We start from the raw sequence: 23,736 nt of genomic DNA, 5'->3' as shown, positions 1-23,736 counted from the left end.
GGGACGGGCCGGCTCTGATGACGGAAACGTTCGATTTGGCGGTGGTCGGCGCCGGCATCGTCGGCCTGGCCCATGCCCTGGCCGCCGCACGCCAGGGCCGCAGGGTTGTGGTCATCGAGCGCGATGCGCGGGCGGCGGGCGCCTCCGTGCGCAACTTCGGCTTTGTCACCATCACCGGACAGCAGCGCGGCGCGCATTGGCGGCGGGCGCTGAGGTCACGGGACGTCTGGGCCGAGGTGGCGCCGCAGGCCGGCATCGATGTGCTCCAGCGTGGGCTCCTGGTGCTGGCCCGCCGGCCCGAAGCTGCGGCGGTTCTGGAGGCTTTTGCCGCGACGGAGATGGGCGAAAGCTGCCGCCTGCTTTCCGCGCAGGAGCTGCGCCGCCAGCATCCGGAGCTCGATCCCCGCCAGCTCTGCCTGGCGCTGCACAGCCCGCACGAACTGAGGGTCGAGTCGCGCGATGCGCTGCCGCGCCTTGCCGCCTGGCTGGAGGAGCGCTGGGGCGTCGCCTTCCGCTGGTCGACCGCCGTGCGGGGCCTCGATCTGCCGCGGCTGGACACCGACCGGGGGCCTGTCTTCGCCGAGGCCGCGGTGGTCTGCCCCAATGCCGATCTGACGACGCTGTTCGCCGAGGAGCTTGGAGGTTACCGCTTGCGGCCCTGCAAGCTGCATATGCTGCGCGTTGACCCGCCGGCCGGCTACCGGCTGCCGGCACCGGTGATGTCCGACCTGTCGCTTGTGCGCTACGAAGGCTACTCGGCCCTGGCGGAAGCGGCGCCCCTGAAAGACCGGCTGCTGCGCGAGCAGGGCGATGCACTGGGCCACGGCATTCATCTGATCGCCGTTCAGAGCGCCGACGGTTCGCTGGTGGTGGGCGATTCCCATCACTACGACGATCCGCCGTCGCCGTTTCAGAGTGAAGCGGTCGACCGCTTGATACTCGAAGAGCTCACCGCGGCCACCGGCCTGCAGGGCTGTTCGGTGCGCGAGCGCTGGACCGGCGTCTACCCCAGCAGCGACGAGCGTGTGGTGCTGGTCGATGCGCCGCGCCAGGACCTGCGCATCGTGATCGTCACCGGCGGGACCGGTGCCTCAACGGCCTTCGCCTTGGGGGAGGAAGTCATCGCCGGTCTTCTGGGTCCGGCGAATTCGGAAAAAGGGGCAGTGGCATGAGCCTTGTGAAGGCTGTCGTCTTCGATTGGGCGGGCACCATGATCGACTTCGGGTCGCGGGCGCCGATGGGCGCTTTCGTCGAGGTCTTCGGCGAATTCGGAGTCGAGCTGACGATTGCCGAGGCGCGGGGCCCCATGGGCCTGCCGAAACTGGAGCACATCAAGGCGCTGGGCGCCCTGCCGCGGGTGGCGGCGGCCTGGCAGGAGGCCCACGGCGGCGCGCCCTTCGACGACGACGCGGCGCAGCGGGTCTACGAGATCTTCGTACCCCTGAATGCGCGGATCGTATCGGACTACGCCGACCTGGTGCCCGGTGCCGCCGCGATGGTGGCCGATCTTCGGGCCCTTGGCGTCAAGATCGGCTCCACCACCGGCTACACCCGCGACATCATGGCGCCGGTGCTGCCCCTGGCGGCGGATCAGGGCTACACGCCGGACAACCTGGTCTGCGCCGGCGACCTGCCGGCCGGGCGGCCCTCGCCGCTGATGATGTACAAGTGCTTCATCGACCTGGCGGTCTGGCCGGCTTCGGCCTGCGTGAAGGTGGACGACACGGAGCCCGGCATAGCCGAGGGCCGCGCCGCGGGGAGCTGGACCGTCGGCGTGTCGCTTTCCGGCAACGAAGTGGGCCTCTCGCCGACGGAACTGGCCGCGGCGCCCGCCGAGGAGCGTGCGGCACTCAATGCCCGCGCCGTCGAGAAGCTGGAGGCCGCGGGGGCGGACTACGTGGTTGACACCGTCGCCGACCTGCCCGGTGTGCTGGACAGGATCGAGGCGCGCATCGCCGCGGGGGAAAGCCCGGGGCTCTGACCGGCCCTGCAGATCGCCCCCTCACCCAACTCCGGCTAACGCTCGGCCACAGCCTCGCCAAGCCTGCTCAACCCTCTCCCCCGCCGGGGGAGAGGGAAGGGTGAGGGGGGATCGGGTTGCATGCCGGGTTTCAGCCGACACTCTCCCACTGGCCGCTCTCGTCGGAACGGAAGAGGGCGTCGAGGATCGCCATGTTCTGGACCGCATCCTTGATCCCGTAGGGCAGCGGCGCTTCACCCAGAACCGCAGCGGCGAAGACGTCGGCCTGTTCGGCATACTGGTCGACGGCCTCCATGTCCTGAACCTGAATTCCGCCGCCGCGCAGATCGCTGCCGTCATCCAGGAACAGACGGGTGGCCTCCCCCTGGGGTGCGTTGAAGGGAATCTCGATCTCCAGGCGCCCGTCGGTGCCGATCAACTGCACGCGCTGATAGGGCACCACCTGGGTCGAGACCGTGAAGTCGACGCGGCGGCCGCCGCCGAAGTCCAACAGGGCGGAGGTCAGGCGGTCGACCTGGAAGTCGGGGTCGCGCTCGATCAGGGCCAGAACGCGCTGGGGTTCGCCCTCGAAGAAGAAGCGCCCCGCCACCATGGGATAGCAGCCGATATCGAGCAGCGCGCCGCCGCCGGTCTCCGGCGCGTTGCGGATGTTGGCGGGGTCGCGGTTGAAGTAGGAGAAGAAGGCCTGGATGGCGCGCAACTCCCCCAGGCGCCCGGCGCGAACCTGGTCCCGCGCCCAGAGCCACTGCGGGTGGAAGCGCACCATGAAGGCCTCCATCACCGGAACCTTGCCTTCGACCGCGCGCAGCCGCTCGGCATCGGCCTTGGTCATGGCGACGGGTTTCTCGCAGAGCACCGCCTTGCCCGCCGCCGCGGCCTGGAGCGTGAGGTCGACGTGCAGGTTGTTGGGCAGGGGGTTGTAGACCGCATCGATGTCCGGATCGGCCAGGAGCTCTTCATAGCTGCCGTAGGCCTTGTCGATCTTGAGGTCCGCAGCCGCCGCCTCGGCGCGGCCGAGATCGCGCGAGGCAATGGCCGTCACCCGGCCGCGCCGGGACCGCTGGATCCCCGGGATCACCTTTTCGGTTCCAATTCTCGCGGTGCTCAGCACCCCCCAACGCAGATCGCTCACACCCGGGCTCCTTCCCCAATTTTCTGGTTGTCTTTTACGCCTGAGACGGCTGCCGGGCCTCATCCTCGCCGCCGCCCATGCCGGCCAGCACCGGCGGAAAGCCCGGCGCGCGCAGCGGCTCCTGCAGCCGGTCTTCCAGCAGCTTTACCGCCTGTGTCGACCAGGCCTCGTCGCCGAAGGTCTGGCGCGCCTCTTCGAAAAGCCCGTTCACCAACTCCGCCATCGCCAAAGGCGTTTCGGTCTGCTGCGCCAATTTCATGGCAAGACGCATGTCCTTCAGCGCCAGCGCCAGGGTGAAGGCGCAGTTGTAGGAGCCGTTCAGCACAAGTTGGCCCTCGGTCTCATGAGCAAAGGAATTGCCGGAAGAGATGCGGATGCCGTGAAAGGCCCGCTCCAGGTCGATGCCGGCGCGCTTGGCCAGCATCATCGCCTCGCCGCTGGCCCAGAGGTGGACGAAGGCCAGCATGTTGGTGATCACCTTCACCACCGAGGCCGCGCCGATGGGGCCCATGTGCTCGATCGCGCCGCCCATGGCCGCCAGCAGCGGCCGGTAGCGCCGGAAGACGGCTTCCTCGCCGCCCACCAGGATGGAGATCTCGCCGCTCCAGGCCCGGTTGGCGCCGCCGGTGATGGGCGCCTCCAGCACGTCGATGCCGCGCCCGGCGGCTTCCTCGGCATAGCGGCGCATGTCGTCGGCGTCGGTGGTGCTCATCTCGAGCCAGAGGCTGCCCGCCGCAAGGGCCGACAGCAGGCCGCCTTCGCCCGGCACCACCGCTGCAACCGCCGCGGGGTTGGGCAGCGAGGTGACCGCGGCGTCGGCGCCCTCGGCGGCGGCAGAGGCGGACTCCGCAAGCCTGGCGCCGGCCTCCGCCAGGGGTGCCGCGCGCGCGGGATCGAGGTCGAAGACGGTGAGGTCGTGCCCGGCGCGTTGCAGGTTGCGCGCCAGGGGGAAGCCCACGTTGCCGAGGCCGATGAAAGCGATCCGCATGGCAGTCATCCGTTCGGGAGTTGCAAGGTTCGGGAAGCAGAGCCTTCCCGTGCGGCGCTGTCCAGCAAATTGCGCAGAGTCACATGAATGGGGCCCGATGTTCGGGGCCATACGTTTCATGGCTTGACGCGGCTCTCCGCAAGGCGTAATCGCCGCGGGTCCGGGGCCGCCTACTGCGAGTTCCCGGCGTCGTGGTCCGTCGTCTGCGCCTTGGGGGTGCCTTCATGAAAGTCAGCGGCTTTGAGGTCTTCGTGGTCGGTACGCCGCCGCCGCACTTCGGCGGGCGTTACTGGATCTTCGTGAAGCTGGAAACCGACAGCGGCGTGACGGGCATCGGCGAGATCTACTCGCTGCCCTTTCACCCCTCCGCGGTCGAGGGCCTGATCGCAGATGTCTGCGAGCGGATGGTGGTGGGCAGCGACCCTTTCCGGATCGAGCAGCTCTGGCGGCGCGTCTACAGCCGCGGCTACAGCCAGCGTCCCGACCCTTCCCTCCTCGCAGTGCTGAGCGGGATCGAGATGGCCTGCTGGGACATCATCGGCAAGGAACTGGGACGCCCTGTCTACGATCTGCTGGGCGGCCGCGTGCACGAGGCACTGCGCAGCTACACCTACCTCTACCCCAAGCCGGGCGAGGACGAGCAGGTCTACCGCGATCCCGACCTGGCGGCGGAGCGCGCGGCGGAGTGCGTGGCCCAGGGCTTCACGGCGGTGAAGTTCGACCCGGCCGGCCCCTACAGCGCTTTCGATCCGCGCCAGCTTTCTCTGGAGGCGCTGGACCGCTGCGCACTCTTCATGAAGCGCCTGCGCGAGGCTGTGGGCTCCTCCTGCGACCTCTTGTTCGGCACCCACGGGCAGATGACGCCGGCCGGCGCGATCCGCCTGGCCAAGCGCATCGAACCCTACGATCCGCTGTGGTTCGAGGAGCCGACCCCGCCGGAGATGCCCACCGCCATGGGGCAGGTGGCGCGGGGCACCTCGATCCCCGTAGCCAGCGGCGAGCGGCTTACCAGCAAGTACGAGTTCGCCGCCCTGCTGCGCGCCGAGGCGGCGGCCATCTTGCAGATGAACCTGGGCAAGGTCGGCGGCATCCTGGAAGCGAAGAAGATCGCTGGCATGGCCGAGACCTTCTATGCCCAGATCGCCCCGCATCTCTACTGCGGGCCGGTGGTCGGCGCCGCCAACATTCAGATCAGCGCCTGCAGCCCCAACTTCCTGATCCTCGAATCGATCCAGACCTGGGGCGGCTTTCATGCCGAGATCCTGAAGCAGCCGATCCGTTGGGAGAACGGCCATGTCCTGCCGCCGGAGGCGCCGGGCCTGGGCGTGGAACTGGACGAAGCGGTTGCCCGCGCCCATCCCTACGACGGCGATGCCCTGCATCTCGAGATGATCGAACGGCCGGCCTGACGCCGCGCCCGTCCGCCTCGATCACGCCGGCACAGAATTTCCTGGCGCCATCGCTCCGCTGCTCTGCCGATTTGGCTGGGCTGCACCGGCCGGCTGTGGGACTCTCCGCTCCGGGTGGACAGGCGGAGCCGAGCGATGCTGTTGAGCTTTTGCGGTGCTGCGGGAACGGTCACCGGGTCCTGCTACTGGCTGCGGACCGGGGACTGCCAGTTCCTCGTCGACTGCGGCATGTTCCAGGGTTCCAAGACCCTGAAGGCGCTGAACTACGGCGCCTTCCCCTTCGATCCCGCGAAGATCGACTTCGTTCTGCTGACCCATGCCCATACCGATCACTCCGGCCTTCTGCCGAAGCTGGTCAAACACGGCTTCAAGGGCCCGATCTTCGCCACCAGGGGCAGCTTCGAACTGCTCGGCTTCATGCTGCCCGACAGCGCCCACATCCAGGAGACCGAGGTCGAGCGGCTGAACCGCCGCAATGCCCGGCGCGGGCGACCGGCCGTCACGCCGATCTATGGCCGCGGTGACGTGGAAACCACACTGCAGGCTTTCTCCGTCGTCGACTACGAGACCTGGCGCGAGGTCGGCGCCGGCGTGCGGGCACGGTTCTGGAATGCCGGGCATATCCTGGGAGCGGCCTCCATCGAGGTGGAGGTCGCCACCGGCCAGCGCAATCCGCGCGTCATGCGGCTGCTGTTCTCCGGCGATATCGGCCCGGAGCACAAGCTCTTCCATCCCGACCCGGACGCACCGGACAATCTGGACTACGTCTGCTGCGAATCCACCTACGGCGGGCGCAGCCGGATCGATGCGGCGCCGGAGCGGCGCCGCCAGGCCCTGCTGCGCGAGGTCGAGGGGGCGCTGAAGCGCGGCGGCAATCTGCTGATCCCGGCCTTTGCCATCGAGCGCACGCAGGAACTGCTGCTCGATCTCTCGATCCTCTTCGATCAGGGAAAGCTGCCCAAGGTGCCGGTCTTTCTCGACTCGCCCCTGGCCATCAAAGCGACCCGCGTCTTTGCGAAGCATGCCGCGCGGCTGGAAGACACCGACTCCGTTCCCGATCCCTTCAGCCGGCCCAACTTCCGCTTCACGGAATCCGTCGAAGAAAGCAAGACCATCGAACGCGTCAGCGGCGGCGCCATCATCATCGCCGGCAGCGGTATGTGCGATGCGGGCCGCATCCGGCACCACCTGAAAGCCAACCTCTGGCGCCGCGACGCGACGGTGATGCTGGTCGGCTATCAGGCGCCGGGAACGCTCGGCAGTCTCCTGGCCGGCGGCGCCCGCGCCGTCAAGATCCAGGGCGAGGATCTGCGCGTCGGCGCCACGATCCGCCAGATCGAGGTCTACTCCGGCCATGCCGATGGCGACCAGTTGCTGGACTGGCTGACGGGGCGGCTTCCGGTGAAGGGCGCCGTCTTCCTGACCCATGGGGAGGACAGGGGTCTGACGGCCCTGCGCGACGGGCTTGAAGCGGCCGGCATGCCCGGCGAGCGCATTATCATTCCCCAGCTCGACGATGTCGTCGATCTGCTGGCCGGCGAGAGCAGGGTCGCGTTCCGCCCCGTGCCCCACCGCCTGCCGCGGGAATCCCTCGGCGCCCCGGACTGGCATAACGACCTGGCGGACTTCTCCCTCACCCTGCGCGAACGCCTCGACGAGGCGGCGGACGACAAGGCCCGCCGGGTCATCCTGCGCCGCGTCGTCCGGGCGCTGGAAGGGGAGGAGACCGGCTAAAGACCGGTCTGCCGGTCAGGCCGAGACCGCCCGCTGCTTGTCGCGGCGCCTGGTCCTGGCACGGCCCTCCTTCCCGCTAGACTCCTTTCCTGTGCCTTCCTTGCCCCCTTCCTTCCCGCGGTGGCGCCGCAACAGCGCCGCGACCTCCTCGCGGCCGTGGCGCTGGGCGTCGTCCAGCGGCGTGTTGCCCCAGCGGTCCCGCGGGCTGAGGCTCAGCCTCTGGCGGATGAAGTACTGCACCGTTTCCAGGTGCCCCTCGGCCGCGGCGAGGTGGAGCGGCGTGCGCGCGTCGTAGTCGGCGGCATCCAGGGGCACACCCTGGGCCACCAGCCGCCGGACGGTCACCAGATCGCCGCTGCTGGCGGCCCAGATCATCTCCGCCGTCTTGTGGGTATCGGTGGGCAAGGTTGCAGCCCCCTTGGCCACGCCGTGACTGGTTTGGTTGGTCATGACACCGCGTTTGCCGCCGGCGGCTTCCAGCAGGGCGATGATCTCGGTATTGCCGTGCAGGGTGGCGTCGTCCAGCGGCGTTCCGCCCCAGCGGTCACGGGGGTTGAGGTCGACGCTGCGGGTACCTTCGAGCTTCTGTTCGATGAAGAACTGGACCACCTCGGCCTGGTTCTCCGCCGCGGCCAGGTGAAGCGGCGTGCGCCGGTCGTAGTCGGCGGCGTTCAGATCGGCACCGCGCAGCAGCTGCTCGCGCATGGCACTGAGGTCGCCCTTGCTGGAGGCCCAGACCAGTTCGTTCACCTTCACCGCCTGCAGCTGGACGCGGCTGACCCGGGGGTCTTTCTTGTCGGAGTGGCCGGTTAGGTTGTCGTAGTTGTGGAAGTTGAAGGTCTCCACGAGGCGGCGGCAGAAGTCCAGTCCGCGCACCGAGTTGCCCAGCGCGTCGAGGCGCGGCGACCAGGTGCAGAGGCCCATGACGTTGGGGATCACGATCATGACCGCGCCGGAGACGCCGCTTTTGGCCGGCAGGCCGATAGTAAAGGCGAACTCGCCGGAGAAGTCGTACATGCCGCAGGAGGACATCAGCGACAGGCAGGACTGCACCGTCTCGGTCTGGAAGATGCGCCGCCCGCTCACCGGGCAGATGCCGCCGTTCGCCAGCGTGGCGGCGACCAGCGACATCATCTCGCAGGTCAGCTCGATGGAACAGCACTGGAAATAGAAGTCGAGCACGTCCTCAAGGTCCGCACCGGCGGGAAAGGCGTTCTTTTCCCGCATGTAATGGGCCAGCGCGAAGTTGCGGTCCGCCGTCGCCCGCTCCGAGAGGTAGACCGGCGTGCTGAAGCGTGGCTTCTCGCCGCCGCAGAGCGCCTGCCAGCGCTCCATCACAAAATCGATGCGGCTGCCCGACCAGCCGCGGGACTCGAGGTCGCCGAAGGCATAGCGCCGCTTCTTCTCGGTCTTCTCCTTGTGCTTGATGAGCGCGCAGCTGAGGATCGCACCGGCGTTGATCATCGGGTTGTGCGGGCGGCTCTGCTTGTCGAGCAGCAGTTCGTTGAAGCTGCTGCCGCTGGGCTCGTGACCGATGAAGGAGTGAACGGTCTCCGCGCCGTGTTCCTCCAGGGCCAGGCAGTACATCACCGGCTTGCAGACGGACTCGACGGGGAAGTAAACCCCGGCGTCGCCCGCTGCATGGCGCTGCCCGTCGATGGTGCAGAGCGCGAGGCCGAACTGGTCGGCAGCGGGCTCTGGCAGGTTGAGCTGGGGGATGTAGTCGGCCGGCTTGCCGTCGCGGTTTTTACGCGTCTCGGCGAACATGCGGTCGATCTCCCGGCAGAAGTCTTCGAAGTCGGGGACCACCAGGTTGCCCTGCAGCGCCCGCTCGATCAGCAGGATGTTGTGGCGGATCGCGCGGTAGAACGCGTCCTTGGGAATCCCCGGCTCCGGCTCTTCCTCGTCTTCGGCCTGCAGGCTTCGATGGTGCGCCTCCAGGGCGGTCATGCTTTCGTGCAGCCGCGGGTCGTCGGCGGACAGGCCGACCTCCTTCAGAACCTGCTCCAGATCGCTGCGCAGCACCTGATGATCGTTGTCCAGGTCCAGGGCGCGGAACAGCATCTCCTCGCGGGCGTCGATGACCGGATGGCCGTCATCGCTGTGGTCCTGCGGCTTTGCGGCGCTCTGGGGCTTCTTTCCGGCACCGCTCGGGCGCTCGGCATCGCGGAGGATACTCTGAGACCTTTTCAAACTGTTCGACATGGTCTTGTTTCCCCAAGTCTGTGACCCTGTCCAAGGGGTCAAAAGGAGACGGCGGGGGGCCGTGGCCCCCCACCTCCTGTTTGGCGCTTGTGTGCGGCGCTTGCCGGCGCCGGATGTGGTTGCGGTTTCCGGTTACCGCGATGAGAGGTTGAACTCCGGATAGGCCCGCATCCCGGTTTCGGCCTGATCGAGGCCGAGGGACTCGACCTGCTGGCTGATCCTCAGACCCATCACCGCTTTCAGAACCAGCCACACGACGGTGCTGACCGCGGTGACGAAACCGCCGACCGCCACGATGCCCAGCGCCTGGGTGGCGAAGCTGGCTTCGCCGTTGGTCAGCGGCACGGCCAGGGTGCCCCAGATGCCGGCGGCCAGGTGCACCGGGATGGCGCCCACCACATCGTCGATCTTCAGGCGGTCCAGCAGTGGCACCGTCGCCACCACCAGGGTTCCGCCGACCGCGCCGATCAGGAGCGCCATGCCGAGGCTCGGCGTGTCCGGCCCCGCCGTGATGCTCACCAGACCAGCCAGGGCGCCGTTCAGCGCCATGGTCAGATCGACCTTGCGGTTCAGAAGCTGCGACAGCCCCATCGCCGCCAGCACGCCGCCGGCCGAGGCGATGGTGGTGTTGGCGTAGATGTTGGCGATGGCGATGGCATCCGCCGCCGAGCCCAAGGCAAGCTGGGAGCCGCCGTTGAAGCCGAGCCAGCCGAACCAGAGGATGAAGGTCCCCAGGGTGGCCAGCGGCAAGGACGATCCGGGCATCGCCGCGACGCGGCCGTCCTCGCGGTACTTGCCGGCTCTGGCGCCGACGATGATGGCGCCGGTCAGCGCCGCCCAGCCGCCCACCGAGTGGACGATGGTCGAGCCGGCAAAGTCCGCGAAGCCGCGCTCGGCCAGCCAGCCGCCGCCCCAGTGCCAGGCGCCCTGAACGGGATAGATCACTGCCGTCAGGACGGTCACGAAGACCAGGAAGGGCCAGAGCTTGATGCGCTCCGCCAGCGCGCCGGACACGATCGAGGCCGCCGTGGCGACGAAAACCATCTGGAAGAACCAGTCGGAGGCTGCCGCATAGCCGGCCGAGAAATCGCCGTTCAGGGCTGCAGAGTCGTCGGCGCCCCACCAGCCCAGCGAACCCACAACGCCGCCGTCGACGCCGTCGTACATCAGGTTGTAGCCCACCAGGAAGTAAGTGACCCCGGCGATGGAGAACAGCGCCAGGTTCTTAAGCAGGATGGTGGTGACGCTTTTGGTGCGCACGAGGCCGGACTCCAGCATGGCGAAGCCCGCCGCCATCCAGAGAACCAGGGCACCGTGGATCAGAAAGGAGAATGTGTTGAAGATATAGGCCGTCTCGGATGTGACCGCGGCCTGGGCCGGCGCCGCGGCCATCAAGGCCACAGCGGCGGCAGGAAGTGCGAACCGGAGAGCGCGTCGACCGCGGCTCCGATCTCCAGAGAAAGACATTGCATGCTCCATAGAAGAAAGCGGGTTGGCGCGGAGGCTTCTTTGCCTCGGCGACGGCGCCCAGGAGCATGCGTAGTCCTGCCGTTTTTCAGAAAAATGTCTCTACGAAGTAAAATCATTTCGCCTGTTTCCGGCAGGGAAACCGAACTGAAAAATATAAACCCACGTTATGGACTCGATTACTTATTTCTATAATCCTGAATTTCGGCGGATACTTCCAATTTGTGCGCTTTGCGGTTGTCGTTTCACTCGGCGGCGGGATTCTCTTCGCATCCGACTGCAGTGACCTTTGGATGCGGATGTCGGCCAGGTCACGTTTCGGCTGACCGTTGGACCTCCGGCAAGCTCAGGAATACACTCGCCCGAAGGCTTCGGGACACGGCGACAGGCTGGCCGGTCCGGCCAAAGAACACGGGAGAGCGTGCTTATGAACCGCTGCATCTTCAAACGGCTGCTGGGTGCGGGGCTGGCGGTGCCGCTGGGGCTTAGCCTCGCGCTGGCCATCGCCCCCGTTGCCGCGGCCAAGGAGTTCCGCTGGGCCTCGACAACCGACCCACAGACCCTGGACCCCCATGCGGTCAACTCGGCGCCGGTCCTCGGGTTCCTCAACAACGTCTATGAGGGGCTGGTGCGCCGCGATCGCGACATGAAGATCGAGGGCGCCCTTGCGGAGCGCTGGCGCCCCCTGGGCACGGGCGGCTGGCGCTTTCACCTGCGCCGCGGCGTCACCTTCCACGACGGATCCGCCTTTACGTCCGAAGACGTGCTGTTCTCCTATCAGCGCGCCAGCGCGGAGGAAGCCGACGTACGCTCCTGGTTCGCGCCGGTGCGCGAGGTGAAGATCGTCGACGACTTCACCATCGACTTCATGACGACGGCGCCCAACCCGATCTTTCCCGGGTCCATCGCCAACTTCATGATCATGGACAAGGACTGGGCGGAAGCCAACGGAACCGCCCGCACCACCACCCAGGCCGAGACCTATGCCACCCTCAACGCCAATGGAACCGGCGCGTTCCGGGTGGTGGAGCGCTCGCCGGGCGTACGCACGGTGCTGGAGCCCTTCGAGAACTGGTGGGGTGAGCGGGAGCACAACCTGACCCGCGCGGTCTTTACGCCGATCACCCAGCAGGCCACCGCCGTGGCGGCGCTCATCTCCGGCGAGGTGGACTTCATCAATCCCGTCCCCCTGCAGGACGTGCCGCGGCTGGAAGCCGCTGCCGGGGTCAAGGTGCAGCAGGGCGTCGAGGCGCGGGTCATCATGCTGGGCTTCGCCCACAAGGCCGAGACGCTGAAGTTCTCCGACGAGACGACCGAATCGAACCCCCTGGCCGATGTGCGGGTGCGCCGGGCCATCTATCAGGCGATCGACGTCGATACCCTGATCAGCAAGGTGATGCGCGGCAACGCGGCACCGGCCAGTCTTCTGGTGAGCCCCGCCATGCGGGGCTACAGCCCGGACCTCGCGGCCCGTGAAGCCTTCGACCCGGCTGGCAGCAAGGCGCTGCTGGCGGAGGCCGGCTATCCGGAGGGATTCAGCTTTGGTCTTGCCTGCCCCAACGACCGCTACATCAACGACGCCAGCATCTGTACGGCGGTGGCCGGCATGCTGGCGAAGGTCGGCCTGACCGCCAAGCTGAACACCATGCCGGTGCGCCAGTACTGGCCGGAACTGCGCGCCGACCGCTTCGACATGTACCTGCTGGGCTGGTCACCCGGCACCTTCGATGCGGAGCACCCGATCCGCTTCCTGCTGGCCACGCCAAACACGGAGAAGAAGCTGGGAAGCTGGAACTTCGGCGGTTTCTCCGACGCGCGCATCGACGACCTGCTGCCGCTGATCCAGCGGGAACTCGATCCCGATATCCGGCAGTCCATGCTGGATGAAGTGCACCGGCGCCTGCAGGCGGAGGTGGCCTATGTGCCGCTCCACGTGCAGCCGCTGGTCTGGGGTATGAAGCAGACTGTCGAGGTGACCCAGAGGGCCGACAACTTCTTCATTCTGCGCTGGGTCCGGGTGAACTGAGCTACGCCTGTCAGGAAGAGGGCTTCATCGCCGGGGTATCAGAGCAGCGGCCTCAGGGCGCCGTCTGCAGCATTTCCGCGATCTCGTCCTTCAGCATCAAGCGTTCCTTCTTCAGGTCCTCGGTGCGCATGTCCGACGCCGCCTCGACCTCGCTCTCGATGCGGTGGATCTCTCGGTTCACGTGATGGTACTGGTCTGCCAGGCGGGCAAAGTGGGCTGATTCCATCTTCAGGCGATGGATCTTGTCGGCGGCATCGGGAAACTCTTCGGCCAACTCGTGGGGGGTATGGGTCATCTGTCGCTCACCGGATTCGTTGAGAAGTAAGCATCAGCAGGCCATGATCGTCCGTGGGAGACATTGATCCTGGTCAAGCCGGTCCCAGGGCCGCAGCATTGCTGAAAGAATGAGCCACCCCTTGACAGGCAGGGGCAGCATCACCAATCTACAGTCAACGTAAGGTGATGAATGAACAGAATGCGGATCGGCGAGCTTGCGGAGCGGACAGGGCTCAGCCAGCGCACCATACACTTCTACGAGGAAAGGGGGCTGATCGCGCCCAGCGAGCGAGAGGGCCGTGGTTACCGTTACTATGACGAAACCACCCTGAAGCGCCTGGAGAAGATCGCTGCCTTGAAGGATATCGGCCTGTCGCTGGAGGAGATCGCCGATGTGATCGATCTCTACTTCGTCGACGAGACGGGCATTCTGGGCAAGCGCCGGGTGCTGGAGATCCTTCACGGGCACCTTTCCGAGACCGAGAACCGGCTCTCTGCACTGCAGGGCTTCCGCAAGGACGTGAAGGCGAACATCAAAAGGCTCGAGGATTTGATCGAGGAAGCAAAGAAGTCCCGCTGATTTTTTTGGCCAAAACCTACAGTTAACGTCAACTGTTGAACATGAATGGAAACCATCGGCCCGTTGCCCCAGCGACGGCCATCGATCAACCACGCAACATGGAAAGGCGAGACATGCAGCTTCTATCGAACCGCAAGGGCTGGGCGGCTGTTGTGGCGGGACTTTCGATCCTGCTGTCGCCCTCGGCGGAAGCAGACAGGAAAGGAAACCAGATGCTTGCTAGCGCAACGGCCGGAACCCCATCTACGGAGGCCTTTCGCGATCTCCTGCCGCAAGACTATGTCGCGGTCCTGACCCTGGAAGGGGAGATGGACGGGACGCCGGTCGTCCTACACCGCTATCAACCGGGCGATACAGTAGATCCCAATCTGGGTGGCGCGCATGCGAGCCTGGTGGTGGAACGCGACGGCGGGCGTCTGAAAGGCTTCACCCGGCTCTATGCCGGCGTCTCCGACGGCGCCTTGCCGCAAGAGGACGCGGCGCGCGACGGCGCTCTTGCCTTTCTGCGGCAGCAGGCGCCCGACCTCCTGACCGACCACGAGGTTCTCTGGGTCGACCGCCATGACGAGGTCGTGAGGATCGCCGGCCATGACACCACGGTCAGCGGCACGAAGGTCAAGTTCCGTAACCTGGCGGACAGGCTTTATTTCTGGGTCATCCTGGCCGCTGACGGATCGGTTATGACCTTCGAGCGCGATATCCGCTGGATCACCTTTCCCGGGCGCCGGGGCACGGAGAAGTGGCTCCACGATGCCTGGCTTCAGGAGCAGGACGGCCTGGCCGCCGCCGGGACCGAGGCCCGCACCGAGGCCCGCACCGAGGCCCGCATCGCGACCGTGGTGGAGGAATACTTCCTGGGCGCCTTCCACGGCGACCGGGCGCGCCTTCTCGGAACCTTCGATTCCGACGCCCGCGTTGTCGGGTTCTTCGGCGACGAACCTATGGATCTCGGCGCGGAGGCCTTTGTCGACCGCGTGGTTTCCCAGCCGTCCCAGGCTTCGCAGGGGGCCATCATGGACAAGACGATCCTCTCCATGGAGGTGGTGGGGCGCATCGCCCTGGTGAAGGCGCGCGTGCGCGTTGGCGGCCACGTCTTCATCGATCTCCTGACCCTGCACCGCACGGCTGAAGGCTGGCGCATCCGCCACAAGAGCTTCGACGTGGAGCCCGGATCGGCGGCCTGAGGTCCGCATACCGCCCTTTCAACGTGACCGTTGCTTCGCAGCGCAAAGCCCGTCACCCTTGATGGCATAACGAAGAGCGTTCCGGTTGCTGCTCTCAGGCGCAGCCGCAACGTCACCACAGGGAAGCCAGTTCAAGGGGGCATCTATGCGCACGCAGGTGGCGATCATCGGCGCCGGACCGGCGGGCTTGTTGCTTGGCCAGCTTCTGCAGGTCGCGGGGATTGAAACGGTGATCCTCGAACGGCGCTCCGCCGACTACGTGCTCGGGCGCATCCGCGCCGGCGTCCTGGAACAGGGGACCGTGGACCTGATCGCCCGTGCCGGCTGTGATGCGCGGTTGCGGCAGGAGGGGTTGCCACACGCCGGCGTCAACCTCTGCTTTGACGGCAAGCGCCACCGCATCGATCTGGCCGCGCTGACCGCGGGCAAGGAAGTGGTGGTCTACGGTCAGACAGAGGTGACCCGCGACCTTATGGAGGCCCGCGCGGCCGCCGATGCCAGGACCGTTTACGAGGCGACCGGCGTCCACCTGGAAGGTTTCGAGCGTGCGCGGCCGGTGGTTCATTTCCGGAAAGGCGGCATCGCACAGACTCTGGAGTGCGATTTCATCGCCGGCTGCGACGGCTTCTACGGGGTCAGCCGGCAATCGGTTCCGGAAGGCGCGCTGGAAACCTTCGAGCGGGTCTACCCCTTCGGCTGGCTGGGGCTGCTGGCCGATGTGCCGCCGGCCAACGAAGAGCTGATCTACGTGAACCACGAAGACGGCTTTGCGCTCTGCTCCATGCGCTCGCCCACCCGCAGCCGCTACTACCTGCAGTGCGACGCCGACGAGAAGGTGGAGAACTGGAGCGATCAGCGCTTCTGGGACGAGCTGCGCCGCCGGCTCGACCCGGAGGCCGCAGCGGCGCTGGTCACGGGCCCCGCCCTCGAGAAGTCGATTGCGCCGCTGCGCAGTTTCGTTGCCGAGCCTCTGCGCTTCGGCCGGCTCTTTCTCGCCGGGGATGTCGCCCATATCGTGCCGCCGACCGGGGCAAAGGGCCTCAACCTCGCCGCCAGCGACGTGCACTACCTCTCCGAGGCGTTGATCGAGTACTACGGCGAAGGCTCCTCTGCGGGGATCGACGCCTACTCGGCCCGCGCGCTCGCCCGGGTCTGGAAGGCGGAGCGCTTTTCCTGGTGGATGACCTCGCTGCTGCATCGTTTCCCGGAAAACGGACGCTTCGGCCATCGTATACAACTTGCGGAGTTGGAGTACCTGGTGTCCTCCGACGCCGCCGCGGCCTCCCTGGCCGAGAACTACGTCGGTCTGCCCTTCTGAGCGCCTCGCTGCGGGCCTTTCCATTCGCCTTTTGTCCCCTGCGCCCCCTCTTTTGCCCTTTGGCTTGTGTGATCGTTTCGTGCTCTATGAGGCGGTGTGACTTTCTCCACAGCAGGCGGGCGCTGGGGACTTAGAGTGTCGCCCGCAAGTATCAAAGACCGAGTCTGCGATTGGGGGAGAGCATGAACGGGGTGATCGAAGGCTGGGAGCAGGCGCCTGAAGTCCTGCCCGACGGGCAGGGGCGTGCGGAGAGCAGCCTCAGACGCCTGACCATCGACGGCCAGCCTTTCTTCGTTCTGAAACAGCGCGGCCGCTTTCCCGACATGGCCTACGACCATGGCCGGCTGCTGGCCCAGGAGATTCAGGACGGCGCCTTTCCCGAGATCGTCTCGACCATCGCGCGCGCCGTGAACCTGGAAAGCGCCACCCTCAGCCACGTGGCCTCCGCGCTCTACCGCTGCTACAGCGACCGCATCCTCGAGCACTGCAGCGACGAATTCAAAGCCGCCGTCGATGGCCTTGCGGCAGGGTACCGCGAAGGGCTCGCCAACCCCGCCTTCTCCGATCTGGAAGTGCGCGATGCGCTGATCGCCATCGAGGTGGGGAACATCATCGATGCCGTGACGCGCATCTTTCAGATTCCCGGCGTGCGGGCCTTTAGGGCACCGGCCATCCTGGCGCTCGTAACCTCGAGACTGGCGGATCCGGACACCAAGGCGTACTTGGAGGAGGCCAAGGACGACGGCGACAAGCAACAGGACATCGCCGCCACCCTGAAGTCGATGGCAGGTCCCAACAACCGCATCGACTTCGCCTGCACCGGCTTTGCGGTGCCGGGGCGGCTGACCCGTGACGGTCGGCACCTGCATGCGCGCAATCTCGACGCCGACCTCTTCCACTGGAACAAGGCGCCGGTGCTCTCGCTTCTCGATGAGACCGAAGGCAATCCGGGCTGGCACAGGTATGCCGCCTTCGGCACCGCCGGGCTGATCTATCCAGGCGGCATCAGCGGCCTCAACGACGCCGGCCTCGCGGTCTCCCTGCACCAGATGTCGACCACGCAGTACGAAAGCGGCTTTCTCTTCGGTCATGCCGACATCTGCCCCTTCGTTGAACAACGGGTGCTGCGCGAAGCGGCGACGGTGGACGAGGCGGTCGACCTGGTAAAGGACAGCAAGCACTTCGCCGCCTGGACCATCTTTGTGTCGGAGGCGCGGACCGGGCGGGCCAGGCGTATCGAACTGAACGGCGAGCGTGTGCGGGTCACCAAGCACGAGGGCGACGCCGTTCCCCAGACCAACCACTTCCTGCACCACGACATGGCCGAGCGCCTCTTCGACGAAGACGACAACCACTTCAGCCCCACCTTTGGCAAGTGGCTGGAGACCCACGCCCGTTTCGAGTCCGTGGAGGCCGTGCTGAAGGAAGAGGGCGAGCAGCGCCGCATCGATCTCGACTGGGCCATCGACTGGCTGGCCTCCAGCCGCGATGGCGCACTGGAGAAGATCCGTACGGCCTTGCCCACACCGCCGGATCCGCTCTCGGCGGAACGCGCCTACGGGCGGGTGCCGCGCAAGGTCTACGGCCAGCTCGGCAGTGTCGTTCTGGCCGACCCTGAGCGCCGCAGGGGCAAGGACGAGGTCTGGATGACCACCGGCGACCGCGCGCCCAGCCCGCACAGCAGCTATGCGGGCTGGCAGGTGGACTGGGAGGCTTTCGAGCTGGCGCCGGTCGCGCCCGAACCGCTCCGCCGTGTCGGCCGCTACGCCGAGGACGGCCGCAGGAACTGGGAGGAATCCCTGGTCCGCTATCTCTGGGCGCGGCTGGCCGTCTCGCGGCCCCGCGATGCCGAGGGCGATCTTCTGCGGCGGCGTCTCAGCGATCAGGAGGAGGCGGAGGCCCTGGCCCGCGCCCTCCATCTGCTGGACTCCGCCATCGAACTGGCTGCGGCCGACCGTATCGTCGAGCCGCCCTATCACTACATGCGCGCGCGCTCCCGCCACGCCGCCGGCGACTATGCGGCGGCGGAGAAGGACTGGCGTCTGCTGCGTGCGATCTGGGCCTGGCAGAACGACGGCCCGCCCGTTGCCGCCGATTGGCCGGTCGCCACACCGCGGGTCATGCCCTTGATGCATCCTTTCGAGGCCGCCCTGGTCGCGCTGCTCTCCGCGGTGACCGAGGACCTGCGCCACGGCAACACAAACTGGGACGGCCGCGACTCACGGCTGGACGAGGCCAAGGCGCTTCTGGTGCAGCTCCAACGCGATTACTTCGGCAGCGACGGGCCCGTCCACTTCGATCTGGAGGACTGGATGGACCTGCTCGAGGAAGTGCGCGAACAGGGCGGCGCCGCCGTCGACCTGCCCGAAGCCAACTTCGTGACGGCGGAGTAGCGCTTGACTGGACCTCGGGTTCGGCAGGACTTCGGACATCCACCCGCGGACCGTGCAGGTCATAGATGTGCCAATGGGCGAAGTTTGGCCGGTCCATTCACATCATAGGTATCGACTCGAAGCAGCCACGCCGTTCCGGTCTAGCGCGCCTGCAATGTGGCGGCGATCATGACCGGGTGCTGGCCGGACACGGATCGTACGATCTGCCTAGTACGGCGAGGTAACAGCGTGGTACGAACGTGTCCGGTCTAAGCCCATCCAGTGAAGCCGTGACGGCATTGACAACGCTGCGCCCCGCGATGGCCGGCTCCACACGGTCCTCACGCATGTTGCGCAGCCTCGGCCGTGGTGCCTGAATGACCGGCCGGGTTCTGGTAAGTACAGTTGCCCGAAACGGAGGCGCGCTTGGCGCCTTCGGGGGCAGATTGCAGATAGGAGCGGCTGCATGCTGAGCTACATCAGGGTTGGTGCCAACGATACCGCGCTCTCAGGGCGTTTCTACACAGCCATCCTGACCCCACTGGGCTACAGGAAGGAGGAAGTGCCGGAAGGTATTGAATTCACCTTTCCGGACCGGCCCGGCCGGTCCCCCGGCCCCGCTGCGGTATACGTGGCAAAGCCATACGACGGGAAGGAGGCGACCGTTGGCAACGGCTCCATGACGGCCTTCCAAGCCGAGACGCAGGAGATGGTCCGCAGCCTTCACGCCGCGGGTCTTCAGGCGGGCGGCTCCGACGAGGGCGCTCCCGGCTTCCGCGCCGAGTACAGCGATCGCTTCTATGTCGGATATCTCCGCGATCCCCTGGGCAACAAGGTCGCGATCTTCTCTGTGAATCCGGCTGAGGGAACTCGGGGCCGCTGAATTCAGCCTTGGTACTGCGCCCCGCTGTCCGCTCATGGCTTCATACTTGTGGGCCTAGGGCTTACAAGGCCATCTGGGCGCGGCCCAGGTCGGTCAGGTCGTCCAGGGTCGCGCGGCCGCGGAAGTCCACCTCGTAGTTCTCCGGCGCGAAGTCCGGCGCGCTTTCCCCGGCGAGGAAGCTGGCGGCCTGCTTGCGGGCGTAGGCCTCGTTCTTGGGGCAGCGCGGCGAAGCGCCGACGTAGATCACGTTCGCTTCCTCCTTGCCGTTGTGTTGATCTTCCACGGCATGGATCAGGTCCGGGTGCCACCAGACGGTGTCACCCGGCTCCACCTTGGGGATCGAGACCAGGCCTTTCAGCAGGTCCGCGTGCCAGTCCGGATGGGCCACCAGGGCGCGGCCCGGCAGCGCGCCGCAGAGTTCGTCCTCGGCGACGTCGGGCTGCAACGCGCGCAGCAGCATGAAGGCCATGCCCTTGGCGATGGGCACCAACTGCAGGGTGCCGTCGTCCGGGCCCTGGGCGGTCAGCGCCGTCCAGCCCTGGAAGGAGCGGAACATGGAGCAGACGGCGGGGGAGGGGAATTCCCGTGTCTGCGTTCGGTAGGCTGCCTTCCAGGGGTCGTAGGCGCTCCAGTCGCCGGCGAAGACCGGCTCGTAGATCTTCTGGAAGGCCGGGTCGACCCAGCGCTCGTAGGAGCCGGCGTCGACATGCGGGGAGAGGCCCAGCTTGCTGTCGCCCGGCTGGCGCCGGCGCGTGCGGTCGGCATAGGCGTAGTCGTTGTCGGGGTCGAACTCCCGTCCCACCGGGCTGTCCACATCCCAGAGCCGGTTCAGGAAGCGCTTGGTGAGGGACATCTCCTCGGCCTGGCGTGCCTCGATCTGCGGCTTCGACCAGTAGAGCCCGTAAATCTGCGGCCGGTCCGCCTTCAGCTCCTCGAAGTATTTGTCCATGCCGGCCTTTTCCTGGGCCTTCTCGAGATAGTCGTTCTCGTCGATGTAGAGGCCGACCTGCTCGTTCCAGGCCTCCGCGCGGGCGCGCGGGAAAACGCCGCGGATCACGACGGCGCCGCGACGGCGGATTTGCGCGCGCTGGTCGTCGCTGACCTTGTCGGCCCTCACTGCTTCGAAGTCGAGGGAAGGAATCGCGGAACCGGTCTTCGCCTCTTCCTCGAAGATGGCCGCGACCTCCCGCTCCATGGCGTCGCGCACCTTGGCGAAAGCCGTTTCCACGTCCTGACGGGCGCGCAGGTCTTTTTTGGCCTCGATGATGTAGCGGCGGATGGTTTCGTCCATCGGCGTCTCCTCAAACCTGTTCGGGTTGGCTGCCCTGGGTCCGGCTATCCTGGCTTTGGCCAATAGGGGCGCTTGTCGCCGGGGCGGCGGTTCTGAAGCGCAGTTCCGGTTCTCTCACGGTCTGCAGGCTCTCCACCGGCTCGTCGTTGATGCGGCGCACCAGCAGGCTGGCCAGGGTGTGGCCGGTGGCGGTCAGATCCTCGAAGATCGTGTCGATGGCCGGCGTCGTGTGGTCGAGCGCCGAGGAGGTCTGCTTGGCCACCAGGTCGAACTCCCTGCCGGGCGTCATGCCGGCATCGCGCAGCCCCGCGGTCAGGGCGAGGGCCGAGATGTCGCCGGAGCAGATGAAGCCGTCGGGCGGATCGCTCTCTGCCATCATCTGCCGCAGGGTGCTGCGGATGTCCTCGGGCGCCGTGTCGGTGTTTATGCTTGGGGCGGGGAGCGCTACTGCGCCGAACTGATGGGCGGCCCGCTCGAAGCCCATCATCATGTGGTTGTGATAGGTGACGCCTTCGGGCGGCGCGATGATGCACAGCCGCCGGCGGCCCTTCTCGATGAGCCGTTTGGCGGCTTCGAAGGCAAAGGCGTAGTTGTCGAAGTCGTGAAAGGGGTGGGGCGTGGCCAGCTCGCTGCGCCCATGACAGACGAAGGGAAAGCCCATTTCCAGCAGGTAGCGGATGCGCTCGTCCTGCGGACGGGTGCGCGACAGGATGATGCCGTCGGCCGAGCCGGTCTCGATGATGTAGCGGATCGGCTCCATGGGATCGCCTTCCAGGAAGTGCGGCGTCACCACCAGGTGATAGGCGGTGTCGCGCAGAGCCTGGGAGATGCCGAAGATCATCGAGGTGCCGTAGCCCATGACCTCCTCGTGGGGGTTCAGGACCAGGGAGATCACGTTGGTCTTGCCGGTGCGCAGCCGCACCCCGGCCCGGTCGGGCCGGTAGCCGATGTCGCGGGCAATGCGGCGTACCCGCTTCTTGGTGTCCTCGCCGATCTCCGGGCCATCCTTCAGGGCGCGGGACACCGTGGTCACGCCGAGATTGGCGATCTCGGCAATCGTCTTCAGGGTCGGCCGCTTGCCGGGCTCGACGGCACCGGCCGTCGGGCCGCGCAGAGCGGTCTCCGGTGCTGCTCTGGCTGCGGTTTCCGACTTGTCCCTGGGTGCCACGAATCACCATCTCCCGGCCGCTGAAGGCCATGTAAAATCCTCGCAACTATACCTGTATCGTTACAGATAACAAGGCAGGTTGTCGGAATGAGGGGAACGGTATAGCCGAGTCCATCAAAATACCTATTTATTATCAGATATATAGTGGGAGGTAGAAAGATTTGATCCGGTCGCCTGTTGACGCTTCTGAACTGTAACGTTACAGATAAGGCAGATGCGAATTTCATCGCGCAGACAACTGGGAGGACCCACATGACCCGATTTGCCCTGAAGCTCACCACGAGCTTCGTCGCCCCCGGCCTGATGGCCCTGGGCCTTTTGGCGGCTGCGCCGGCGGCGCAGGCGGAAGACGTCGAAGTCCTGCACTGGTGGACCTCGGGCGGCGAGGCGGCCGCGCTCAACGTTCTGAAGGAAGACCTGGAAGGCAAGGGCGTCGGCTGGCAGGACATGCCCGTGGCCGGTGGCGGCGGCGAGCAGGCGATGACCGTGCTGCGCGCCCGGGTGACGGCCGGCAACGCGCCCACCGCCGTGCAGATGCTCGGCTTCGACATTCAGGACTGGGCGCAGGAAGGCGCGCTGGCCGACCTGAACACCGTGGCCGCCGCGGAGAACTGGGACACGGTGGTGCCCGCCGCGCTGCAGCGCTTCGCCAAGCACGACGGCAAGTGGATCTCGGCGCCGGTAAACGTGCACTCGACCAACTGGGTCTGGGCCAACAAGAAGATCTTCGACGAACTGGGCATCGCCCAGCCGACCTCCTGGGACGAGCTGATTGCCGCCCTCACCAAGATCAAGGACGCCGGCTACGTTGCCGTTGCCCACGGCGGTCAGGCCTGGCAGGACGCGACCATCTTCGATGCCGTCGTGATGAGCGTCGGCGGGCCCGAGTTCTACAAGGCCGCCTTCATCGACCTCGACCCGGATACTCTGGGCGGTGCGCAGATGGTCGAGGCCTTCCAGCGCATGGGAACCCTGCGCGGCTTCGTCGACGAGAACTTCTCCGGGCGTGACTGGAACCTGGCCTCGGCCATGGTGATCGAAGGCAAGGCCGGTGTGCAGTTCATGGGCGACTGGGCCAAGGGCGAATTCCTCAAGGCGGGCCTGACCCCGGATCAGGACTTCCTCTGCTTCCGTTTCCCGGGCACCCAGGACACGGTCACCTTCAACTCCGACCAGTTCGCCATGTTCTCGGTCGGGGAAGGGCGCCGCGACGCCCAGGTGAAGCTGGCCTCCTCGATCATGGCGCCGTCCTTCCAGTCGGCCTTCAACGTGGTCAAGGGTTCGGTCCCGGCGCGCACCGACGTTTCCGATGCCGACTTCGATGCCTGCGGCAAGAAGGGCATGGCGGAACTGGCCGCAGCCAGTTCCTCCGGCACGCTCTTCGGCTCCATGGCCCACGGCCATGCGGCGCCGGCGGCGGTGAAGAACGCGGTCTACGACGTGGTGACCGCCCACTTCAACGGCGAGTTCGACGCCGCGACGGCCGCCGAGGAACTGGTCAACGCGGTGGACGGCGCCCAATAGCGCCGGCCGTACCGCCTGAAAAGACCTCCCATGCTGTGACGGCGCCCGGATCTGAAACCTGACTCAGGTTCGGGCGCCGCCTTTTTTGTGGGACCGTTGTTTTTTGGGCCAGTCAATTTCTGGGCCAGTCAATTTCTGGGCCAGTCAATTTCTGGGCCAGTCAATTTCTGGGCCAGTCAATTTCTGGGCCAGTCAATT

The 23,736-nt window shown here is 66.5% G+C and carries 18 protein-coding genes; 11 read left to right on the top strand and 7 right to left on the bottom strand.

The genetic code is table 11. The annotated features are described in order from the left end of the window. The first annotated feature begins 17 nt into the window (after positions 1 to 17). Together Q0982_RS07645 and phnX are read left to right on the top strand one after the other, a co-directional pair. Positions 18 to 1,172 carry a TIGR03364 family FAD-dependent oxidoreductase gene (locus tag Q0982_RS07645; protein WP_299393778.1) on the top strand — a complete coding sequence of 385 codons (1,155 nt, stop codon included), beginning with the start codon at positions 18 to 20 and terminating at the stop codon, positions 1,170 to 1,172. After that, the gene (gene phnX / locus Q0982_RS07640; protein WP_299393775.1) at positions 1,169 to 1,981 is read left to right on the top strand and encodes a phosphonoacetaldehyde hydrolase; all 813 of its coding nucleotides are present in this window, start codon (positions 1,169 to 1,171) and stop codon (positions 1,979 to 1,981) included. Before Q0982_RS07645 ends, phnX begins: the two co-directional genes overlap by 4 nt. A gap of 130 nt (positions 1,982 to 2,111) precedes the next feature. Here the strand turns inward: phnX and Q0982_RS07635 are convergent, their stop codons facing one another. Continuing rightward, positions 2,112 to 3,113 carry a Gfo/Idh/MocA family protein gene (locus tag Q0982_RS07635; protein WP_299393773.1) on the bottom strand — a complete coding sequence of 334 codons (1,002 nt, stop codon included), beginning with the start codon at positions 3,111 to 3,113 and terminating at the stop codon, positions 2,112 to 2,114. Positions 3,114 to 3,147: 34 nt separating this feature from the next. Beyond that, on the bottom strand, positions 3,148 to 4,101 hold the full coding sequence (locus Q0982_RS07630) for an NAD(P)-dependent oxidoreductase (RefSeq protein WP_299393770.1): 954 nt from the start codon (positions 4,099 to 4,101) through the stop codon (positions 3,148 to 3,150). Between the two features lie 224 nt (positions 4,102 to 4,325). On the opposite strand from Q0982_RS07630, the gene Q0982_RS07625 reads away from it, so the two are divergent. Beyond that, a complete protein-coding gene (locus Q0982_RS07625) occupies positions 4,326 to 5,510 on the top strand; it encodes a mandelate racemase/muconate lactonizing enzyme family protein (RefSeq protein ID WP_299393768.1) in 1,185 nt (394 codons plus the stop codon). Positions 5,511 to 5,645: 135 nt separating this feature from the next. Next, a complete protein-coding gene (locus Q0982_RS07620; protein ID WP_299393766.1) occupies positions 5,646 to 7,244 on the top strand; it encodes an MBL fold metallo-hydrolase in 1,599 nt (532 codons plus the stop codon). A 15-nt stretch (positions 7,245 to 7,259) separates the two neighbouring features. Here Q0982_RS07620 and glsA read toward each other — a convergent pair whose 3' ends face one another. Together glsA and Q0982_RS07610 are read right to left on the bottom strand one after the other, a co-directional pair. Then, complete coding sequence (glsA, locus tag Q0982_RS07615; RefSeq protein WP_299393764.1) at positions 7,260 to 9,449, bottom strand: glutaminase A; 2,190 nt, start codon at positions 9,447 to 9,449, stop codon at positions 7,260 to 7,262. A gap of 132 nt (positions 9,450 to 9,581) precedes the next feature. Further along, positions 9,582 to 10,841, bottom strand: a complete 1,260-nt coding sequence (locus Q0982_RS07610) for an ammonium transporter (RefSeq protein WP_299393762.1) — start codon at positions 10,839 to 10,841, stop codon at positions 9,582 to 9,584. Between the two features lie 502 nt (positions 10,842 to 11,343). Here Q0982_RS07610 and Q0982_RS07605 point away from each other — a divergent pair. Beyond that, a complete protein-coding gene (locus Q0982_RS07605) occupies positions 11,344 to 12,942 on the top strand; it encodes an ABC transporter substrate-binding protein (RefSeq protein WP_299393761.1) in 1,599 nt (532 codons plus the stop codon). Positions 12,943 to 12,994: 52 nt separating this feature from the next. Here the strand turns inward: Q0982_RS07605 and Q0982_RS07600 are convergent, their stop codons facing one another. Continuing rightward, entirely contained in the window at positions 12,995 to 13,237 is a 243-nt protein-coding gene (locus Q0982_RS07600; RefSeq protein ID WP_299393758.1) for a YdcH family protein, read from the bottom strand. Positions 13,238 to 13,408: 171 nt separating this feature from the next. Here Q0982_RS07600 and Q0982_RS07595 point away from each other — a divergent pair, with 171 nt between their 5' ends. The 5 genes from Q0982_RS07595 (at position 13,409) to Q0982_RS07575 (ending at position 19,555) form a co-directional block, all read left to right on the top strand. Then, on the top strand, positions 13,409 to 13,798 hold the full coding sequence (locus Q0982_RS07595) for a MerR family transcriptional regulator (protein ID WP_299393756.1): 390 nt from the start codon (positions 13,409 to 13,411) through the stop codon (positions 13,796 to 13,798). 113 nt (positions 13,799 to 13,911) lie between these two features. Next, on the top strand, positions 13,912 to 14,982 hold the full coding sequence (locus Q0982_RS07590) for a nuclear transport factor 2 family protein (protein WP_299393753.1): 1,071 nt from the start codon (positions 13,912 to 13,914) through the stop codon (positions 14,980 to 14,982). A 145-nt stretch (positions 14,983 to 15,127) separates the two neighbouring features. Next, positions 15,128 to 16,300 carry a 4-hydroxybenzoate 3-monooxygenase gene (gene pobA, locus Q0982_RS07585; protein WP_299393751.1) on the top strand — a complete coding sequence of 391 codons (1,173 nt, stop codon included), beginning with the start codon at positions 15,128 to 15,130 and terminating at the stop codon, positions 16,298 to 16,300. 182 nt (positions 16,301 to 16,482) lie between these two features. Then, positions 16,483 to 18,693, top strand: coding sequence for a C45 family peptidase (locus Q0982_RS07580; protein WP_299393748.1), 2,211 nt, complete (start codon positions 16,483 to 16,485; stop codon positions 18,691 to 18,693). A 445-nt stretch (positions 18,694 to 19,138) separates the two neighbouring features. Beyond that, positions 19,139 to 19,555 (top strand): VOC family protein, encoded by a 417-nt coding sequence (locus tag Q0982_RS07575; protein ID WP_299393746.1) that lies wholly within the window; start codon positions 19,139 to 19,141, stop codon positions 19,553 to 19,555. 61 nt (positions 19,556 to 19,616) lie between these two features. On the opposite strand, the gene Q0982_RS07570 is transcribed toward Q0982_RS07575, so the two are convergent. Together Q0982_RS07570 and Q0982_RS07565 are read right to left on the bottom strand one after the other, a co-directional pair. Next, positions 19,617 to 20,846 (bottom strand): YbiU family protein, encoded by a 1,230-nt coding sequence (locus tag Q0982_RS07570; protein WP_299393742.1) that lies wholly within the window; start codon positions 20,844 to 20,846, stop codon positions 19,617 to 19,619. Between the two features lie 10 nt (positions 20,847 to 20,856). Then, positions 20,857 to 22,014, bottom strand: coding sequence for a LacI family transcriptional regulator (locus Q0982_RS07565; RefSeq protein WP_299393739.1), 1,158 nt, complete (start codon positions 22,012 to 22,014; stop codon positions 20,857 to 20,859). Positions 22,015 to 22,266: 252 nt separating this feature from the next. Here Q0982_RS07565 and Q0982_RS07560 point away from each other — a divergent pair, with 252 nt between their 5' ends. Next, the gene (locus Q0982_RS07560; RefSeq protein WP_322096975.1) at positions 22,267 to 23,538 is read left to right on the top strand and encodes an ABC transporter substrate-binding protein; all 1,272 of its coding nucleotides are present in this window, start codon (positions 22,267 to 22,269) and stop codon (positions 23,536 to 23,538) included. Positions 23,539 to 23,736: the final 198 nt, after the last annotated feature.

Source organism: Pelagibius sp. (assembly GCF_028281305.1).
GTDB lineage: Bacteria > Pseudomonadota > Alphaproteobacteria > Kiloniellales > Kiloniellaceae > Pelagibius.
This window is presented reverse-complemented; position numbering and strand designations above follow the sequence as displayed.

Excerpts from the sequence above, each read along its gene's own strand:
- Q0982_RS07605 (WP_299393761.1), top strand. The coding sequence starts at position 11,344 with ATGAACCGCTGCATCTTCAAACGGCTGCTGGGTGCGGGGCTGGCGGTG.
- Q0982_RS07595 (WP_299393756.1), top strand. The coding sequence starts at position 13,409 with ATGAACAGAATGCGGATCGGCGAGCTTGCGGAGCGGACAGGGCTCAGC.
- Q0982_RS07570 (WP_299393742.1), bottom strand. The coding sequence starts at position 20,846 with ATGGACGAAACCATCCGCCGCTACATCATCGAGGCCAAAAAAGACCTG.
- Q0982_RS07590 (WP_299393753.1), top strand. The coding sequence starts at position 13,912 with ATGCAGCTTCTATCGAACCGCAAGGGCTGGGCGGCTGTTGTGGCGGGA.
- Q0982_RS07630 (WP_299393770.1), bottom strand. The coding sequence starts at position 4,101 with ATGCGGATCGCTTTCATCGGCCTCGGCAACGTGGGCTTCCCCCTGGCG.
- Q0982_RS07575 (WP_299393746.1), top strand. The coding sequence starts at position 19,139 with ATGCTGAGCTACATCAGGGTTGGTGCCAACGATACCGCGCTCTCAGGG.
- pobA (WP_299393751.1), top strand. The coding sequence starts at position 15,128 with ATGCGCACGCAGGTGGCGATCATCGGCGCCGGACCGGCGGGCTTGTTG.
- phnX (WP_299393775.1), top strand. The coding sequence starts at position 1,169 with ATGAGCCTTGTGAAGGCTGTCGTCTTCGATTGGGCGGGCACCATGATC.
- Q0982_RS07645 (WP_299393778.1), top strand. The coding sequence starts at position 18 with ATGACGGAAACGTTCGATTTGGCGGTGGTCGGCGCCGGCATCGTCGGC.
- Q0982_RS07620 (WP_299393766.1), top strand. The coding sequence starts at position 5,646 with ATGCTGTTGAGCTTTTGCGGTGCTGCGGGAACGGTCACCGGGTCCTGC.
- Q0982_RS07625 (WP_299393768.1), top strand. The coding sequence starts at position 4,326 with ATGAAAGTCAGCGGCTTTGAGGTCTTCGTGGTCGGTACGCCGCCGCCG.
- glsA (WP_299393764.1), bottom strand. The coding sequence starts at position 9,449 with ATGTCGAACAGTTTGAAAAGGTCTCAGAGTATCCTCCGCGATGCCGAG.
- Q0982_RS07580 (WP_299393748.1), top strand. The coding sequence starts at position 16,483 with ATGAACGGGGTGATCGAAGGCTGGGAGCAGGCGCCTGAAGTCCTGCCC.
- Q0982_RS07560 (WP_322096975.1), top strand. The coding sequence starts at position 22,267 with ATGACCCGATTTGCCCTGAAGCTCACCACGAGCTTCGTCGCCCCCGGC.
- Q0982_RS07600 (WP_299393758.1), bottom strand. The coding sequence starts at position 13,237 with ATGACCCATACCCCCCACGAGTTGGCCGAAGAGTTTCCCGATGCCGCC.
- Q0982_RS07610 (WP_299393762.1), bottom strand. The coding sequence starts at position 10,841 with ATGGCCGCGGCGCCGGCCCAGGCCGCGGTCACATCCGAGACGGCCTAT.